At 74.8% G+C, this 16,331-nt stretch carries 14 protein-coding genes and 1 riboswitch; of the genes, 6 read left to right on the forward strand and 8 right to left on the reverse strand.

Translation table 11 applies throughout. The annotated features are described in order from the left end of the window. The first annotated feature begins 14 nt into the window (after nt 1–14). Nucleotides 15–127, forward strand: a riboswitch (SAM riboswitch). 28 nt (nt 128–155) lie between these two features. Continuing rightward, on the forward strand, nt 156–806 hold the full coding sequence (locus RDV89_RS08010; protein WP_315732435.1) for a hypothetical protein: 651 nt from the start codon (nt 156–158) through the stop codon (nt 804–806). Nucleotides 807–1,103: 297 nt separating this feature from the next. Here the strand turns inward: RDV89_RS08010 and RDV89_RS08015 are convergent, their stop codons facing one another. The 3 genes from RDV89_RS08015 to RDV89_RS08025 all read right to left on the reverse strand — a co-directional run bounded on the left by RDV89_RS08015 (nt 1,104) and on the right by RDV89_RS08025 (nt 4,674). Further along, nucleotides 1,104–3,569, reverse strand: coding sequence for a DUF6571 family protein (locus RDV89_RS08015; RefSeq protein WP_315732436.1), 2,466 nt, complete (start codon nt 3,567–3,569; stop codon nt 1,104–1,106). Then, complete coding sequence (locus tag RDV89_RS08020) at nt 3,569–3,889, reverse strand: hypothetical protein (RefSeq protein WP_315732437.1); 321 nt, start codon at nt 3,887–3,889, stop codon at nt 3,569–3,571. Before RDV89_RS08020 ends, RDV89_RS08015 begins: the two co-directional genes overlap by 1 nt. A 155-nt stretch (nt 3,890–4,044) precedes the next feature. After that, entirely contained in the window at nt 4,045–4,674 is a 630-nt protein-coding gene (locus tag RDV89_RS08025) for a TetR/AcrR family transcriptional regulator (protein ID WP_315732438.1), read from the reverse strand. 92 nt (nt 4,675–4,766) lie between these two features. Between RDV89_RS08025 and RDV89_RS08030 the strand changes: the two genes are divergently transcribed. Then, nucleotides 4,767–6,239 carry a DHA2 family efflux MFS transporter permease subunit gene (locus RDV89_RS08030; RefSeq protein WP_315732439.1) on the forward strand — a complete coding sequence of 491 codons (1,473 nt, stop codon included), beginning with the start codon at nt 4,767–4,769 and terminating at the stop codon, nt 6,237–6,239. Nucleotides 6,240–6,273: 34 nt separating this feature from the next. Here RDV89_RS08030 and RDV89_RS08035 read toward each other — a convergent pair whose 3' ends face one another. From RDV89_RS08035 to RDV89_RS08050, 4 genes are read right to left on the reverse strand one after another with little or no spacing between them, the layout of a single operon-like run. After that, nucleotides 6,274–6,441: a hypothetical protein gene (locus tag RDV89_RS08035; RefSeq protein ID WP_315732440.1), complete on the reverse strand. Its 168-nt coding sequence runs from the start codon at nt 6,439–6,441 to the stop codon at nt 6,274–6,276. Nucleotides 6,442–6,460: 19 nt separating this feature from the next. After that, nucleotides 6,461–7,723: an NAD(P)/FAD-dependent oxidoreductase gene (locus tag RDV89_RS08040; RefSeq protein WP_315732441.1), complete on the reverse strand. Its 1,263-nt coding sequence runs from the start codon at nt 7,721–7,723 to the stop codon at nt 6,461–6,463. After that, nucleotides 7,720–9,147, reverse strand: a complete 1,428-nt coding sequence (locus tag RDV89_RS08045; RefSeq protein WP_315732442.1) for an NAD(P)/FAD-dependent oxidoreductase — start codon at nt 9,145–9,147, stop codon at nt 7,720–7,722. Before RDV89_RS08045 ends, RDV89_RS08040 begins: the two co-directional genes overlap by 4 nt. Further along, nucleotides 9,144–10,607: an FGGY family carbohydrate kinase gene (locus tag RDV89_RS08050; protein ID WP_315732443.1), complete on the reverse strand. Its 1,464-nt coding sequence runs from the start codon at nt 10,605–10,607 to the stop codon at nt 9,144–9,146. The genes RDV89_RS08045 and RDV89_RS08050 overlap by 4 nt, the downstream gene beginning before the upstream one ends. 73 nt (nt 10,608–10,680) lie before the next feature. On the opposite strand from RDV89_RS08050, the gene RDV89_RS08055 reads away from it, so the two are divergent. Beyond that, the gene (locus RDV89_RS08055) at nt 10,681–11,394 is read left to right on the forward strand and encodes a GntR family transcriptional regulator (protein WP_315732444.1); all 714 of its coding nucleotides are present in this window, start codon (nt 10,681–10,683) and stop codon (nt 11,392–11,394) included. Here RDV89_RS08055 and RDV89_RS08060 read toward each other — a convergent pair. After that, nucleotides 11,384–12,052: a haloacid dehalogenase-like hydrolase gene (locus RDV89_RS08060; RefSeq protein WP_315732445.1), complete on the reverse strand. Its 669-nt coding sequence runs from the start codon at nt 12,050–12,052 to the stop codon at nt 11,384–11,386. The two genes, RDV89_RS08055 and RDV89_RS08060, sit on opposite strands and share 11 nt — an antisense overlap. Nucleotides 12,053–12,212: 160 nt before the next feature. On the opposite strand from RDV89_RS08060, the gene RDV89_RS08065 reads away from it, so the two are divergent. The 3 genes from RDV89_RS08065 to RDV89_RS08075 all read left to right on the forward strand — a co-directional run bounded on the left by RDV89_RS08065 (nt 12,213) and on the right by RDV89_RS08075 (nt 16,326). Beyond that, a complete protein-coding gene (locus RDV89_RS08065) occupies nt 12,213–13,634 on the forward strand; it encodes an ethanolamine ammonia-lyase subunit EutB (RefSeq protein ID WP_315732446.1) in 1,422 nt (473 codons plus the stop codon). Next, nucleotides 13,631–14,371: an ethanolamine ammonia-lyase subunit EutC gene (gene eutC / locus RDV89_RS08070; protein WP_315732447.1), complete on the forward strand. Its 741-nt coding sequence runs from the start codon at nt 13,631–13,633 to the stop codon at nt 14,369–14,371. Before RDV89_RS08065 ends, eutC begins: the two co-directional genes overlap by 4 nt. Before the next feature lie 395 nt (nt 14,372–14,766). Then, nucleotides 14,767–16,326, forward strand: coding sequence for an ABC transporter substrate-binding protein (locus RDV89_RS08075; protein WP_315732448.1), 1,560 nt, complete (start codon nt 14,767–14,769; stop codon nt 16,324–16,326). The last annotated feature ends 5 nt before the right edge of the window (nt 16,327–16,331 follow it).

Consider the following 16,331-nt stretch of genomic DNA (forward strand, 5'->3'; position numbering starts at 1 on the left):
TACGGTCGGAGCACGCTCACGAGCGACGGCGCGAAGCCCCCGGCTGGCCGTCCGGCAACCCCTCACGCGGTGGGTGCCCCGGGGAGAGAGCGGGCCGGCGACGCCCGTCGTCCGGCAAGCGGAGGCGCCTGCTCGGCGCCGGATCGGAGATCGTCATGCCCAGCACCACCGTCGTCGGCCTCGCCCACGACGCCACCCACCTCAGCCTGGTCGCGGACGACGCCGCGCTCACCGTGCCGCTCGACCCGGCGGGCGACGCGGAGCTGACGTCGTGGCTGCGCGAGCGCCGCCCGCGCACCCTCCACGTGCTCGACGCGGACCCGGAGGCGCTGCGCCGCGGCGTACCCCGCTCGGCCGGCGCGCTCGTCGACCACGTCGACCTGACCCCGTTGGTCGAGCGCCTCGACGCGCGGTTGCCCGACCGCAGTGACGAGCGGGCGCGGGTGGCGTACGACCTCGCGCGTCTCGTCCGGACCTTCCCGACGGACGCCGGCGAGCGCGACGCCGGGCGGCTGCCCGTGCAGCGGTTCGACGGGATCGGGCCGGCGCTCATCGGCTCCGAGCTGTGCCGGCTGACCGGGGTCGGCGCCGTGGAGCTGCACGAGGCGACCCGGCAGCGGCGGGTGCTCGGGGTGCAGGTCAGCGCGGTGCGCTGGGTCTACCCGCGCGCGCAGTTCCGCGACCCCGAGCGCCCGGCCGGGATCGCGCCGGCCGACCTCGTGCCGGACCTCGCGGCGACGCTGCAGCGGCTGGCCGGGCTGGGGCTGACGCCGCTTGAGCAGGCGCGCTGGTTGCGGCGGCGCTGAGCTGCCGCGGTCCGCAAGAAAACGCGGACGGCTCGCAGGAAAACGCGGACGCCGCCGGCTCGGGATCGGGTCGGCGTCCGCGTTCTCCCGCGGCCGGTCCGCGTTCTCCTCGGTCGCGCCCGGCGCGGGCACCGCATCTCGCCCGCCGAGAGATCCAGCAGTGCCGTCACGGCGTCGGTCCCGCCCCAGGCGGCGGGCACCCGGTCCTCGGTCACGCCCCGCGGCGCCACCGCCCTCCGCAGCTCGGCCCGGATGCCCTCGGCCTCGGCGCTGGGACGACCGTCGTCGCGACGCGCGTCACCGGAGCTCGACCCGCATGAGCTGGGCGAGGTCCTGGGCTGCGGACCGGGGGCTGACGTCACCCAGGTCGGTGTCGCCGCGCACCTGCTCCCACCGGTTCCACTGCTCGTCGCCCCACTGGTCCATCGGCAGCCGTCCGCCGTCGGGCGTGGCGAAGACGTTCACCTCGGTGCCGTCCTCCGCGACCTGGGTCAGCAGCTCCTCGGGCATGTGCTGGTACGCGGCGTTGTCCAGCACCGCGACGGCCGCGCCCTCGGTGTAGAGGACCTGGTCGCCGACCTGGGCGAGCACCTGGGCCGAGGTGTCGACGTCGTTCGCGCTGTTCAGCCCGCCCACGACCCCGTCGACCGCGGAGCCGATGGCCGGCGACAGGATCCCGCCGCCGGGCAGCATGCCCAGGCCGAACCCCGTCACCCCCTTGACGACCAGGCCGATGCCGCTGCGCGTCGAGTCGCCCCGAGCGCTCGCCGCGGCGTCCTCGGCGCTGCCGGTGTCGATGGCCGACTCGGCGCTGCCGTCGGCGACCAGCCCCAGGGCGTACCCGTAGGGGGTCGAGACGTGGGTGGAGGCGTTGCCCAGGTTCGTCAGGTACTGGTCCACCGGGTCGCGGCCGGGGTCGTACGCGTTCTGCGGGGCGTCCTCGTTGGCCTGCCCGCTGAGGTAGTAGTCGTACTCGCTGGCCGCGTAGGCGGTGAAGCTGCCGGTCAGGACGGCGGCGGCGTCGGGGTTCTCCGAGACGGCGGGGATCAGCAGCCTCAGGTCCTGGGCGGTGAGGCTCGCCGAGGTGCCCTCGCCGGGCTCACGGACCGGGCGCCCGTCCGTTCCCTCCTGGGCGACCGTCTCGATGCCGTCGAACACGTCGCCCGAGTACGCCCCGAGCATCGTCGCGAAGTCCTCCTGCAGGTAGTAGTTGAGCTGGGCGGCGTCCCCCTCGGCGCGCAGGTCGTCGGTGACGATCGCGACGGAGTGCTCGAGGATTCGCGCGCCGCGGTCGTCCGGCGGGTCCGCGGAGGGGTCGATGCCCTCGACCGTCGCGGCGACGAGAGCGTCCCCCAGGGCGTCCTGCCCGTCGTTCGCCTGCAGCTGACCGGAGAACCAGTCGCGCTCCGTGAGGTGGTACTCCAGCCGCGACGCGTCGCCGTCCGCGACGGCGAAGAACGTGCGCGCGGCCTCCGGGGAGTGCGAGAGCCCCCGCATGACGCCCTCCATCGGGTCGTACCGGTGCGACGGGTCGAGGGAGTACGCGCGGTCGAGGTCGGTGCCGGGGTGCGAGGGCCAGACGGACGACCCGCCGTTGGCGCGCTCGAACTCCTCGACGGCCGTCGCGACCTCGAGCACGAAGTGCGGGCCGTGGCCCGGCTCGCCGAGGAGCGGAGCCAGGATCTGGTAGCCGTACGGCAGCGCGCCGTCGGGCCCGACGTAGCTCCCCTGCTCCTCGCCGACGGCGAGGAAGTCCTGCACCCACTGCTCGTCGACCGAGGGGCCGGCCGGAGCGCCGTCCGCCGTCTCGACCCCGTACAGCTGCGTGCCGCCGGCGAGCACGGTGCCGAGCCCGCGCTGGAAGGCGGCGATCTGCTCGTCCGAGTACGCGCTGCCGTCGGCCGGCGCGACGCCCGAGAGGACCGTGCGTTGGGCGTCCACGAGGCCCTGGGGCCCGAGCCGCTCGAGCACGGTGGTGGCGACGCCGGGGTGCTCGCCGAACGCCAGCAGCTGCTCGGCCGTGAGCGCGACGTCGTCGCTGCTCGGTGGCACGCCCCCGCCACCGTAGACGTCGAAGGCCGCGTCGCTGAACACCTCGGCGTTGTCGGCGAGCTCCTCGCCGAGCAGGTCGAGCTGCCGCGGGGTGAGCAGGTCGAGGTAGGTCGAGGTCGCGGTGGGGTTGGCCAGCAGGTACTCGACCACCTCCTCGTCGTCGAGGCCTCGCAGCTCCTCGGGCAGGACGGCCTCCGACAGGTCGCCGGCCCCACCCCGGATCCGGTTCTCCCGGGCTGCCGCCAGCACCGCCTGGAGGTTCGCGTCCACCTCGGTCAACCCGCTGAGCGCGTCCTCCAGCTGGCTCACCCAGGCCGAGATGCGCAGGACGTCCAGGACCGACGAGGAGCTGTCGGGGGGTGCGGTGACGACGAAACCGGTGCCCGCAGGCGTGACGGAGAAGCCGTTCACCGCGATGTCGTCGAGGGTCCCGGTGAGCGCGGCGCCGTGGGTGCCCATGGCCTGTGCGGCGATGTCCAGCTCGGCGACCACCCGGCTCAGCTCGGAGATCTGGTCGGCCAGCGCGCTGCTGATGTCGGCGTGGGTCGCGCGGGCGGCGTTCGCGGTCATCCCGGTCCACGCGTCGTCGGGCGCGCCGGCCTCGAACTCGTCGACCAGGTCGAGCAGCTGCTTGCGCTTGGCCGCCAGCGCGTCGGAGGCGGCGGCGACCGCCTCCGGCGACCACGTCACGGCGTCCTGGAGGGTGACCATCACCAGGCCTCCGGGCCGGGTCCGTCGACCGGGGGCGGGGTGCCGTACGCCTCGGCCTCGGCGCCGTCGGTGACCTGGAACCCGGTGGCGGCGTCGTTCATCGACGCCACGTAGCCCTCGACGGCGGCAGCGAGCAGGGCGTTCTCCTCGTCCCACGCAGCGCCGAGCGCCGTGCTCTCCGGGCCCGAGACCGAGCCGGGCAGTGCGCCGGGCAGCGGTGACAGGTCGTGGCCGAGCAGCAGACCCGAGACGGTGCTGCCCAGCTCGCTCATGCCGGCGGCAGCCGCCTGCAGCTGGGACGGATCGACGCTGAGTGTCATGCGGTGGCTCCCCCGAGCGACGGAGGCGGTCACCCCGATGCGACCGCCGACGTGGCTTCGGGTATGTCCGGGATACAGCGGTCGGAAACCTGCTCGGTGGTCCGGCGCCGCGTCTCTGGACTACCCGGTGAACCGGGTAATCCAGAGGCAGGACCTCAGGCGCCGACGACGGCGTGGAACGCGCGCAGCGCGGCGGCGTACAGCTCGCCCAGGTCCGGCTCGGGTGCACCGGGGTCGTCGATCGCGGCGGCCCAGCGGTCGAGCGCGACGCGCACGACGGCGGTGGTGGTCTCGACGAGCAGGGCGGGCGTCGGGTCGTCCTCGGCCGCCCCGGTCAGCTCGCGCAGCGCGGCGACGAACCCGGCGCGGCGCTCGTCGTCCACCGCGACGGCGGCGGCCCGCAGCGCGGGCTCGACGCGAAGCAGCCGGTAGAGCGCCCGCAGCTGGACGCCCGAGGCGCTGCGTCCGTTGTCGTGGCGGCGCAGCACCTCCGTCCACAGCGCCTCGAGCTGGGGCAGCAGCGGCTCGGCGGGGCGCAGCGCGGCGACGCCCTCCTCGAAGGCATCCTCGATGTCGCCCTGCACCAGCAGCGCGGCGCGCTCCTTGGTCACGGCGTAGCGGTAGAAGGTACGCGCCGACACCCCGGCCGCCGCGGCGATGTCCTCGGAGGTGCAGCCAGCGACCCCGCGCTGCTCGAACAGCGCCAGGGCGGCAGTGCAGATGTCCTCCTCGGTCTGGCGCCGTCGGCGTCGCCGCAGCGAGTCCTCGCCCGGATCGCTCGTCATTCCCGTTCTCCTCGTCGCCGTCGTCACGTCCACGACAGTTTCCGCCATCTTGGCAGTGACTGCCACTATTACCGGGTCGAGAAAGGACCCGTGTGACCACCGAGCAGACCCTCCCCGAGAACAAGTCCGACGCGACGTCGTCGACCCCCGCCCTGCCGCGCGGGGTCGTGCCGCTCCTCGTCGTCTCCGCCTTCGTCGTCATCCTCAACGAGACGATCATGAGCGTGGCGCTGCCGCAGCTGATGGTCGACCTCGACATCTCCGCCGCCCGCGCGCAGTGGCTGACCTCCGCGTTCCTGCTGACGATGGCCGTCGTCATCCCGCTGACCGGGTGGCTGCTGCAGCGCCTCCACGTGCGTACCGTCTTCATCTTCGCCATGTCGACCTTCTCCGTCGGCACGCTGCTGGCCGCCGTCGCGCCCGGCTTCGAGGTGCTCGTCGTCGGCCGCGTCGTGCAGGCGGTGGGCACCGCGATCATGATGCCGCTGCTGATGACGACCATCCTGACCACGGTCGCGCCCGAGCGACGCGGCCGGATGATGGGCACGATCTCGATCGTCATCTCCGTGGCGCCGGCGCTCGGCCCCACGGTCTCCGGCCTGATCCTGCAGTCGCTCTCGTGGCGCTGGATGTTCTGGATCGTCCTGCCGATCGCCCTGGTCTCGCTGGCCCTGGGTGCGGTGTGGGTGCGCAACGTGACCCAGCCGGGCCGCCCCTCGCTCGACGTGCTCTCCGTCGTGCTCTCGGCGGTCGCGTTCTCCGGGCTGATCTTCGGCCTCTCGAGCATCGGCGAGTCCGCCGGCGGCCACGCCCCGGTGGCGCCGTGGATCCCGATCACCGTCGGCGCGCTCGCGCTCGTCGCCTTCGTGGCGCGGCAGCTGTCGCTGAAGGAACGGGCGCTGCTCGACCTGCGCACCTTCGCCACGCCGGCGTTCAGCATCGCGGTCAGCCTCGTCGTGGTCAGCATGATGGCGCTGTTCGGCACGCTGATCCTGCTGCCGATCTACCTGCAGAACGTGCTCGGCCGCTCCACCATCGAGACCGGCCTGGTGCTGCTGCCGGGCGGTCTGACCATGGGCCTGCTCGCGCCCTTCGTCGGCCGGCTCTTCGACCAGCACGGCCCGCGGCCCCTGGTCGCGCCCGGCGCGGTCGTCGCCTCCGTCGCGCTGTGGAGCATGTCCCTGCTCGGCCAGGACACCTCGATCGCCCTGGTCATCGGCATCCACGTGGTGCTCAGCGTCGGCCTGGCGCTGATGTTCACGCCGCTGCTGACCTCGGCGCTCGGGGCGTTGCCGCCGCAGCTGTACTCCCACGGCTCCGCCATCGTCGGCACCGTCCAGCAGGTCGCGGGCGCGGCTGGCACCGCCCTGTTCATCACGGTGATGACCCGGCGCTCGATCGCCGAGACCGAGGCCGGCGCGGACGTCGTGACCGCCACCGCCGAGGGCGTCCACGCGGCGCTGCTGTGGGGCGGCATCATCTCGGCGGTCGCCATCGCGGTGGCGTTGTTCGTACGCCGTCCCCCGGCCGCCGCGGACGGCCCCACGGTCCCCGCGGGGCACTGAGCCGCCTGGCCCGGGCCCGCGGGGCTCGGGGGGCTCAGGGCCCCTCGGGCCCCCGCTCCGGCTCGACCGGCACGGGGTCGGGCGCCGGGTCGCCGCGCCGCTCCGGCGGCGAGGACGGCTCGACGGTCGGGTCCGTGCCCGGCTCGGTCCCGGGGTCGGTGACGGGCTCGGTCGGCGTGGGCGAGGTGGGTACGGTCGTCATGGCCTCCCGGTACCCACCCTCACCCCAGCCGCAGCGTCACGTCGCCGCCGTCGGGGCGTACGCCCGCGAGCACCGTGCTCGGGACGCGGAAGACGCGACCGGGCGCGGCCGGCCACCACAGCCGACGCCGCTCCACGACCTGCCCGTCCTGCACGACCTCGACCACCGGCCGGTCGACCCAGGCGTCGGTCCACAGCAGGAGCCGGCCGCGGGCGGGTGCCGGGCCCGTCGGGTCGACGACCTGCGGGGCCACCCAGCGCAGCGGGGCGTCGACCCGCAGGCGTACGCCCGGCGGTGCGGCGGCGGGTGCCACCCCGGCGTCGAGCCAGTCCAGCACCGCGGTGGCCGCGTGCCGCCCGTCCAGGGCCGCGACGTCGGCGGTGTCGACGGGGTGCAGCAGGTTGCCGACCGCGAACACCCCGGGCCCGGACGTGCGCAGGCCCGCGTCGACGAGCGGACCCCGCGTGCCGCGGTCCAGCTCGATCCCGCCGCTGCGCACCAGCTCGTGGTCGGGGATCCAGTCGCCGGTGGTGACGACGAGGTCGCACGGCACGGTGCGACGGGCACCGTGGGCGTCCTCGACCACCACGCCGGTGACGCGGCCGCGGCCCTCGATCGCGACCACGCGGCTGCGGTGCAGGACCGGGGCGCGCAGCGCGAGGCGCCCGGCGAGGCGGAACGCGGCGTACGCCTCCGCCCGCTCGTGCTCGGTGACCATCGCGACCGTCCGGCACCCGGCCTCGCGCAGCGTCATCACCGCGGAGTAGCTGACCAGCTCGGCGCCGACCACGACGGCCCGCGTGCCGACGGGACGGTGGTGCAGGTGCACGAGGTTCTGCAGCTGCCCGGTGGTGAGCACGCCGTCGGGGCGGTCGCCGGGGATCACCCGGGCGGCCCGGGCGCGCTCGCGGGCGCCGGTCGCCAGCACCACCGCGTCTCCGGTGACCACGCGACGACCCGTCGGGGCGGTGATCTCGAGCGCTCGCTCGCCGGCCCACCCGGTCACCGTCGCCGAGGTCTCGACGACGACCCCGGCGGCCTCGGCGCGGGCCAGCAGGGCGCGGGCGTACGCCGGCCCCCGCAGCACGCGGCGCAGGTCGCGCATGCCGTAGCCGGTGTGGTCGCTGTGCCGCGGGATCCCGCCGGCGGTGCGCTCGCGGTCGAGGACCAGGACGGTCCCGCGCCCCGCGAGGCGTCCGGCCAGCTCGGTGGCGGCCGTCAGGCCCGCGGGCCCGGCGCCGACGACGACCACGGTGGCCCGGTCGAGGGGGACGGCGCTCATCGGTCGGCTCCCGCGAGCAGGCTGGTGCCGCGCGTCTCGAGGGCGACCTGGGCGTCGGCGCCGCAGTAGAACCCCTGGCAGCGGCCGTTCATCAGACGGGTGCGCCGGCGCAGCCCGTCGAGGTCGCGCGGCGGCACGGGCGAGGCGAACGCGTCGCGCACCTCGCCGGCGGTGACGCGCTCGCAGAAGCAGACGACCTGGCCGTACGCGGGGTCCGCGGCGATCGCGGCCGCGTCCTGGTAGGGCCGCACCCCGGCCTCGCCGATGTTCGGGATCCGGGGCGGGTCGGGCAGGTCCGGCCGCTCCGCGACCTCGAGCCCCGCGTCGGCGAGCAGGCCGGCCACGTGCTCGGCGAGCGCCAGGCACGCCGTCAGACCGGTGGACCGGATCCCGCCGACCAGCACGTAGCGGGCGTCGTCGTCGAGGTCGACGAGGTAGTCGCCGCCGGGAACGGCGGCGCGCAGCCCGGCGTACGTCGCCGTCACCTCCTCGTCGAAGAGGTCGGGCAGGATCCGGGCGCCCTTGCCGCGCAGGAACGCGAAGCCGGCCTCGGAGGTGCCGGTCGCGCTCTTGTCGTCGAGGTCCTCGGCGGTCGGGCCGAGCATCACGTTGCCGTAGACGGTGGGGCTCACCAGCACGCCCTTGCCGAGCGAGGAGGGCACCGGCAGCACGATCAGCGGCGCCAGCGGGCGCGCGAGCTTGTCGAAGACGAAGAGCTCGCCGCGCCGCGGCGTCACGGTGAACCGGTCGTGCCCGAAGAGCGCGTCGACGGTGTCGGCGTGCAGGCCCGCGGCGTTGACGACCCAGGTGGCGAGGACGTCGCCGCCCGAGGTGCGCAGCAGGGTGGCGCCCCCGACCGGCTCGACGGCCTCGACGCGGTGCTCGAGCAGCAGCGTGGTGCCGCGGGCCACCGCGTCGGTGGCCAGCGCGACGGTGGTCGACCAGGTGCAGATGATCGACTCGCCCGGCACGGTCAGGCCGCCGAGCGCGCCCGGCCCGAGGGCGGGCACCCGGGCGTACACCTCGTCGGCGCCGACGATCTCGCAGGCGTCGTAGCCGTTGCGCAGCGCCTTGTCGCGCAGGCCCGGCAGGGCGTCGAGCTCCTCCTCGGTCCACGCGACCAGCAGGGCGCCGGTGTGCTCGACGGGGATGCCGGTGGCCGCGGCGTAGGCGTCGAGCAGGTGGTAGCCCTCGGCGACCAGCCGCGACTCGAGCGTGCCGGGCGAGGCGTCGAAGCCGGTGTGCAGGATCGCGGTGTTGGCCTTGCTGGTGCCGTCGCCGACGTCGCAGCGCGCCTCCACCAGGGCGACGTCGAGGGCGCTGCCGGCCAGGCGACGGGCGATCGCCGAGCCGACGACGCCACCGCCGATCACGGCGACGTCGACGCGGCGGGGAGCGCTCGCGGGGGCGGGCGGGGTGGTCATCGAACCTCCGGGGTGGGGGTGGTCGGGGCGTCGGCGACCGCCTGGGCGGCCGCCGACCAGCGCGCGCCCTCGGCCTCGGCCCTCTCGGGCGACCAGCGGGGGAGCACGGGGGACGGGGAGTCGCCCTGCGGCAGCGCTGCCGCAGGGGTCAGGTCGGGGTCGAGCGCGAGGTGGGCCGCGACGGCGGCGCCGACGGCGGTGGTGTGCTCGGAGCGGTGCCGCTCGACGGGCACCTGGGTGCGGTCGGCAAGGGCCTGGACGAGCACGTCGGAGCGGGTCAGGCCGCCGTCGACGCGCAGGCTGCGGACCTCGGTGCCCTCCGCGCGCACGACCGCGAGCAGGTGGGCGACCGAGGCGGCCACGCCCTCGACCACGGCGCGCACGACCTCCGCGCGCCCGGTGCCGAGCCGCAGCCCGGTCAGCGACGCGGCGGCGTCGGGCTGCCACCACGGCGCCGCGAGCCCGGTCAGGGCGGGCACGAACTGCACGCCGCCGGCGTCCGGCGCCGCGACGGCGTCGATCTCCGCGGCGCTGCCGAGCACGCCGAGCCCCGCCAGCCAGTCGACCGCGGAGGCGGCGGTGTAGACCTGCCCGTCGACGCAGAACCGGGTCTCGTCGCGCAGCCGCCAGGCGGCGGACGTGGTCAGGCCGCCGGGCGAGAGCACCGGGGTGGTGCCGGTCTGCACGAGCAGGAACGCGCCGGTGCCGAACGTGCACTTGGCCGTGCCCGCCTCCCAGCAGCCCTGCGCGAGCAACGCGGCCTGCTGGTCGACCACGAGACCGGTGACGGCCAGGGTCGGCCCGAACACGTCGGTGGCGCCGACGACGTCGTCACCGGCCACGATCGCAGGCACGGGCTCGTCGGCCAGGCCGAAGGTGGCCAGCAGGTCGGCGTCCCAGCGCGTCGGGTCCTCGAGCGCGGTGAGCAGCGAGCGGCCGGCGGTGGAGACGTCGGTGACGAAGGCGCCGCACATCCGGTGCACGAGCCAGGCGTCGGTGGTGGTCACGACGCCCTCGGAGGTCACGTGGTCGCGCAGCCAGCGCAGCTTCGGGGCGGAGAAGTAGGGGTCGAGCACGAGACCGGTGCGGCGGGCGAGCGGCTCGGCGTACCCCTGCGCGCGCAGCGGGTCGGTGACCGTGACCGCCCGGCGGTCCTGCCACACGACGGCCTGCGAGAGCGGGCGCCCGGTGTCGCGGTCCCAGGCGAGGACGGTCTCGCCCTGGTTGGCGAGGGCGACGGCGCCGACGGCCCCGACCGGCAGGCCGGCCGCGGCGAGCGCGCGGCGGCCCGTGGCGACGACGGCGTCCCACAGCTGCTCCGGGTCGTGCTCCACTCCGCCGCCCGGCAGGTGGCGCGGTGCGTGGGCGACCTCCGCGGAGGACAGCACGGCCCCGGAGGCATCGACGACGACGGCCTTGGTGCCGGACGTCCCCTGGTCGACGGCGAGCACGTGCTGCATGGAACACCTCCTGGTCAGTTGGTATATACCATGCGCCCTAGGCCATGACCGGCGCAAGTGCTACGTTGCGCCGGTGCCCCGACCCGCCGTCCCCCGCTACGCCGAGATCGCCGCCGACCTGCGCGCGCGGATCCTCGGCGAGGAGCTGGCGCCGCACACCCTGCTGCCCTCCGAGCGCGAGCTCGGCGAGCAGCTGGGCGTCTCGCGGATGACGGCACGCCAGGCCCTGACGGTGCTGGCCCACGAGGGGTACGTCTACCGCCGCCCGCCCCGCGGCACCTTCGTCGCCGAGCAGCGCCACGTCTTCCGGATCGGCAGCTTCAGCCGCGAGGTCGAGCGCGGCGGCCGGGTGCCGGCCGCGGTCGTCCTGCGCGCCGAGGAGACCGCTGCCGACGCCGAGACCGCCGCCGCGCTCGGCCTCGAGGAGGGCGCGCCCGTGCACGTGGTGCACCGGCTGCGCAGCGCGGACCGCGAGCCGCTGGCCCTCGAGACCTCCGCGTTCCCGGTCGCGCTCACGCCCGGTCTGCTCGACCACGAGCTCACGGGGTCGCTGTGGACGCTGCTGGCCGACGCGTACGCCCTCGTGGTCACGACCGCGCGCGCCACCCTCGCCTCTGTCGTCCTCGACGACGAGTCGTGCCGGCGCCTCGACGCGCTCGCCGCGACCCCCGGGATGCGCCTCGTGCGCACCGCCCACGACGCCGACGGTCGCTGCGTCGAGTTCGCCCGCGACCTCTACCGCTCGGACCGTGCCGTGTTCGAGGTGGAGGCCGACGTCACCAGGTGAGGACGTGCACGTCCGGCCAGCGCCGCCGCGCAGCCGCGACGACCGGGCGCGAGGCGTTGACCAGGTAGCGGTGGCGGGCCGGCTCCAGCAGCGGGAAGTCCGAGGCCGCGTCGGTGTACGCGTGGTCCCACGACCGCAGGCCGCTCGCCGCGGCCCGCACCACCTTGGCCGGGCCGTAGGTGTGGTCGCCCAGCTGCGCCCCGCCGAGCGCGCCCGCGACCCGCGAGGCCACGACGCGCACGTCGGAGAGGCCGAGCTCGTCCAGGTACGCCCGCACCGTCGAGCCCAGGCCCGCCGACACGACGGTGACGTCGCCGTCGACGAGGTGCGCCCGCATCGCGCGTACGCCCGCGTCGACGCGCCAGCGGGGGTCGGCGGCCAGCGTCGCGCCGAGGAGCCGGCTCTCCTCCTCGACCGCCGCCCGCCGGGCGCCGAGCAGACCGGCCCGCACGACGACCCGGGCCGCCGGGGCCCGCAGGGGCGGCACCAGGCCGGTGGCCGCGTACGCCGTCAGCGGCCCGGCCGCCAGCGGCAGCAGGACGGGGTGGCGCCGGAACCGGCGGCGCAGCAGCTCGACGGTGGAGTCGCGACGCACGAGGACGCCGTCGAAGTCGAAGACGGCGTGGGGACGGGCCGGCGGGTCGGGCTGGTCGGGCACGCCGTGCACCGTACCGCCCGGCGCGCGGGCGCCCGGCGCGGCTGCGGAGACCGTCGACTCCATAAGCGCGCCGTGTGATGCTGCATGGATCTGCGCATCGAGGCCCGGGCGGCGGGTTCGTGTAACACGGAGGTGACCCGGCGTCCGTACCGTGCGGGAGGTGACCGTGTTCCGACAGACCCTCGGGCCGACGACCTACCGCTTCGAGCACCTCGTGGACCTCATGGCGAAGGCCTCGCCGCGCCGCTCGGGCGACGAGCTCGCCGGGTGCGCCGCCGCGACCGACGCCGAGCGGGCCGCCGCCCAGTGGGCGCTCGCCGAGGTGCCGCTCGACCTCTTCCTCACCGAGCTGCTCGTGCCCGGCGAGACCGACGACGTCACCCGCCTCATCCTCGACCAGCACGACCCGGCGGCCTTCGCCGAGATCTCCCACCTCACGGTGGGCGGCCTGCGCGACTGGCTGCTCGACGTCGTCGCCGGGCCCGAGCCGGCCGCCCGCCTCGCGGCCGTGCGCTGGGGCCTGACCCCCGAGATGGTCGCCGCCGTCAGCAAGCTGATGCGCAACCAGGACCTGGTGACGGTCGCGCGCGCCGTCGACGTCGTCACCGCGTTCCGCACCACCGTGGGCCTGCCCGGCCGGCTCTCGACGCGCCTGCAGCCCAACCACCCCACCGACGACCCCCGCGGGATCACCGCGGCGACCCTCGACGGCCTGCTGCTGGGCGCCGGCGACGCGGTGATCGGGATCAACCCCGCCACCGACTCCCCGCAGGCGGTCAGCGACCTGCTGCACCTGCTCGACGACGTGCGGCTGCGCTACGAGATCCCCACGCAGTCCTGCGTGCTCACCCACGTGACCACCGCGATCGGGCTGGTCGAGGCCGGGGCACCCGTCGACCTCGTCTTCCAGTCCATCGCCGGCACCCAGGGCGCCAACGAGGGCTTCGGGGTGACCCTCGACCTGCTCCGCGAGGGCAACGAGGCGGCGCGGTCGCTGCAGCGCGGCACCGTCGGCGAGAACGTCATGTACTTCGAGACCGGCCAGGGCTCGGCGCTCAGCGCCGACGCCCACCTCGGCACCGGCGGACGGCCCGTGGACCAGCAGACGCTGGAGACGCGGGCGTACGCCGTGGCCCGCGAGTTCGACCCGTTCCTCGTCAACACCGTCGTCGGCTTCATCGGCCCCGAGTACCTCTACGACGGCAAGCAGGTGGTCCGCGCGGGCCTGGAGGACCACTTCTGCGCCAAGCTGCTCGGTGTCCAGATGGGCGCGGACGTCTGCTACACCAACCACACCGAGGCCGACCAGGACGACATGGACGTCCTGCTGACCATGCTGACCGCCGCCCGGGTGGGCTTCGTCATCTGCGTGCCCGGCGCCGACGACGTGATGCTCGGCTACCAGAGCCTGTCGTTCCACGACGCGATGTACGCCCGCGACCTCTTCGGCGTGCGCCCGGCCCCCGAGTTCGAGGCGTGGCTCGCGCGGGTGGGCCTGATGTCGGAGACCGGGCGCGTGCTGCCCGTCGACCCGCGCACCTCGGCGCTGCGGTCCCTGGGCGCGGCGGGGGCGGGCGCATGAGCGATGCGGACTTCTGGGCGGCGATGCGTCGCACGACCCAGTCGCGGATCGGCCTCGGGCGCACGGGCGACACGCTCGCCCTCGGCGACGTGCTGGCCTTCCGGGCGGCGCACGCGCAGGCCCGCGACGCGGTGCACGTGCCCGTCGACGTCGACGCGCTGGTCGCGGACCTCGAGGGCCGCGGCCTCGGCACGCCCCACCGGGTGACCAGCCGGGTGCACGACCGGGGGGAGTACCTGCGTCGCCCCGACCTGGGCCGGCTGCCCCTGGACCTCGACGACGTGCCCGTCGACGTGGGCGCCGACGTGGGGATCGTGCTGGCCGACGGCCTCTCGGGCCAGGCGCTGACCGACCACGCGCCCGCGCTCGTCGAGGCGCTGCGCGACGCCCTGGTGCCCGCGTACTCCCTGGCGCCGCTCGTCGTCGCCACCAACGCGCGCGTGGCGCTCGGCGACCACGTGGGCGAGCGCCTCGGCGTCGAGACCCTCCTCGTCGTGGTGGGGGAGCGGCCCGGGCTGTCGGTGCCGAGCAGCCTCGGCATCTACCTGACCCACCGGCCCCGCCCCGGGCGGCGCGACGCCGAGCGCAACTGCGTCTCCAACGTGCACCCGCCGGACGGCCTCGACCACGCCGGCGCCGCGCGGATCGTGGCCGCGCTGGTGCGGGGCTCGCGCGAGCTCGGCGAGTCGGGCGTCCGGCTCAAGGACACCTCGCGCGCCCTCGCCGCCCCGGAGTGAGTCCCGCGTGGGGCCCGTGTGGGTCCCGCGCGAGTCCGCGATACGGACGGAACCGGCCTTCGCCCGCCCCGCCTGTGGCCGCGGTCACCGGCGTGGTGACGGCGGCCACAGCTGCGGCCACCGGCGCACCGGCGAGACCTGCCCCACACGGCTGACCTGCGCCGTTAACCCACGAGCACCGCACGAGGTGCTGTTCGGGTGTTCGTGTGTCACCCGAATTGCTTGCTCGTGACGGCTGGATTACATAAGCGAATGCTTATTCTGATGCGCAGTAGAACTATTGGACGCATATGTTGCGACCCCCGCATGATCCTCTCGACCCCCCGCCTGACGCTCGGTTCGAGGCGGTACCTCGCCGGTCCCCCCGCCGGCCTGGACACCTTGAGAGGACCCTCATGCGCACCACCTTCACGTCGCGGCTCCGCGCCGTCGCCCGTCCCACGGCCGCCCTCACGGCCGCCGCCGTCGCCTCCATGACCCTGGCCGCCTGCGGCGGTGGGAGCAGCGCGGCTTCCACCGACAACCTGCGCTTCGGCCTGTCCGCCGAGCCCGTCACGCTGACCACCGGCGTGTGGCAGGGCTCCGCCACGAACTTCGTGATGACCCTGATCCACCGCGGCCTGATGACCCTCGACGAGTCCGGCGAGCTGGTGCCCGGCCTGGCCGAGTCCTTCGAGACGCCCGACCCCACGACGTACGTCTTCACGCTGCGCGACGACCTCACGTTCTCGGACGGCTCGCCGCTCACGGGCGAGAACGTGAAGAGCTCGCTGGAGTACTACGCGAACCCGGACGCCGGCTCGACGCTGATCGCGGGCCTCTCGGACATCTCCGACATCACCGTCGACAGCGACACGCAGGTCACGATCACGCTCGCCGAGCCGAACAACGCGTTCCTGGAGTACCTCGCGGTCCCCACCGCCGCGATCGTCCCGGAGGCCAGCCTCAACGCGGAGACCCCCAACACCGTCGGTGCCGGTCCCTTCGTGCTCGAGGACCAGCAGGAGGGCGTCGGCATGACGCTCGACAAGTTCGACGACTTCTACGGCGCCGAGGACGTCGAGCTCGAGGGCATCGACGTCTCCTACTACGCCGACGGCGACGCCCGCGCGAACGCCCTCGTCAGCGGCGACGTCGACATGATCGACTACGTCACCTGGGAGAACTTCGACCGCGTCGGCAGCACCGACGGCGTCGAGCTGGCCGCCCAGCCCGGCCCGTTCCAGTACGTGCAGTTCAACACCACCGAGGGCCCCTTCGCCGACCCGCAGGTGCGCGAGGCGGTGGCGTACGCCATCAACCGCGAGAACGCGCTGACCGCGGCCTTCCAGAGCAACGGCGAGGAGCTCGCCGGCGTCGTCATGCCCGACGACGCCGCGCTGGAGGGCGTCGGCGACGACCTGTGGAGCTACGACCCCGACCGCGCGCAGGAGCTGCTCGCCGAGGCCGGCTACCCCGACGGCTTCGAGGCCACCCTGCTCGCCACGTCGCAGTACACGTTCCTCCAGGACACCGCCCTGTCGGTGCAGCAGGACCTCCAGGCGATCGGCATCGACGTCACGCTCGACGCCCCCGACTGGTCGGGCCGGCTCGAGAAGGGCGCGGCGGGCGACTACGACCTCGCCGTCTCCGGCGACGTGGGCATCGTGACCAACCCGTCCTACCTGCTCGGCTTCGTCGAGGGCCCGGACAACTTCAACCGCAGCTTCGGCTACTCCAGCCCGGAGATCACCGAGGCGCTGACCGCCGGTCTGCGCGCCACCGACGACGAGTCCCGCGTGGCGGCCTACGAGGAGGCCTTCGACCTGTTCGCCACCGACGTGCCGTTCGCGTCGATCGACACCCGCGACCAGGCCTGGGCCTACAGCGACGACGTCGAGGGCTTCACGAACCTGTCGGGCTTCCACACGTTCTTCAGCGGCTACACGCTGGTGAACACCTCGATCGAGCGCTGAGAAGG

Origin of the sequence: Nocardioides imazamoxiresistens, assembly GCF_032378595.1 — a bacterium.
GTDB classification, from domain to species: domain Bacteria; phylum Actinomycetota; class Actinomycetes; order Propionibacteriales; family Nocardioidaceae; genus Nocardioides; species Nocardioides imazamoxiresistens.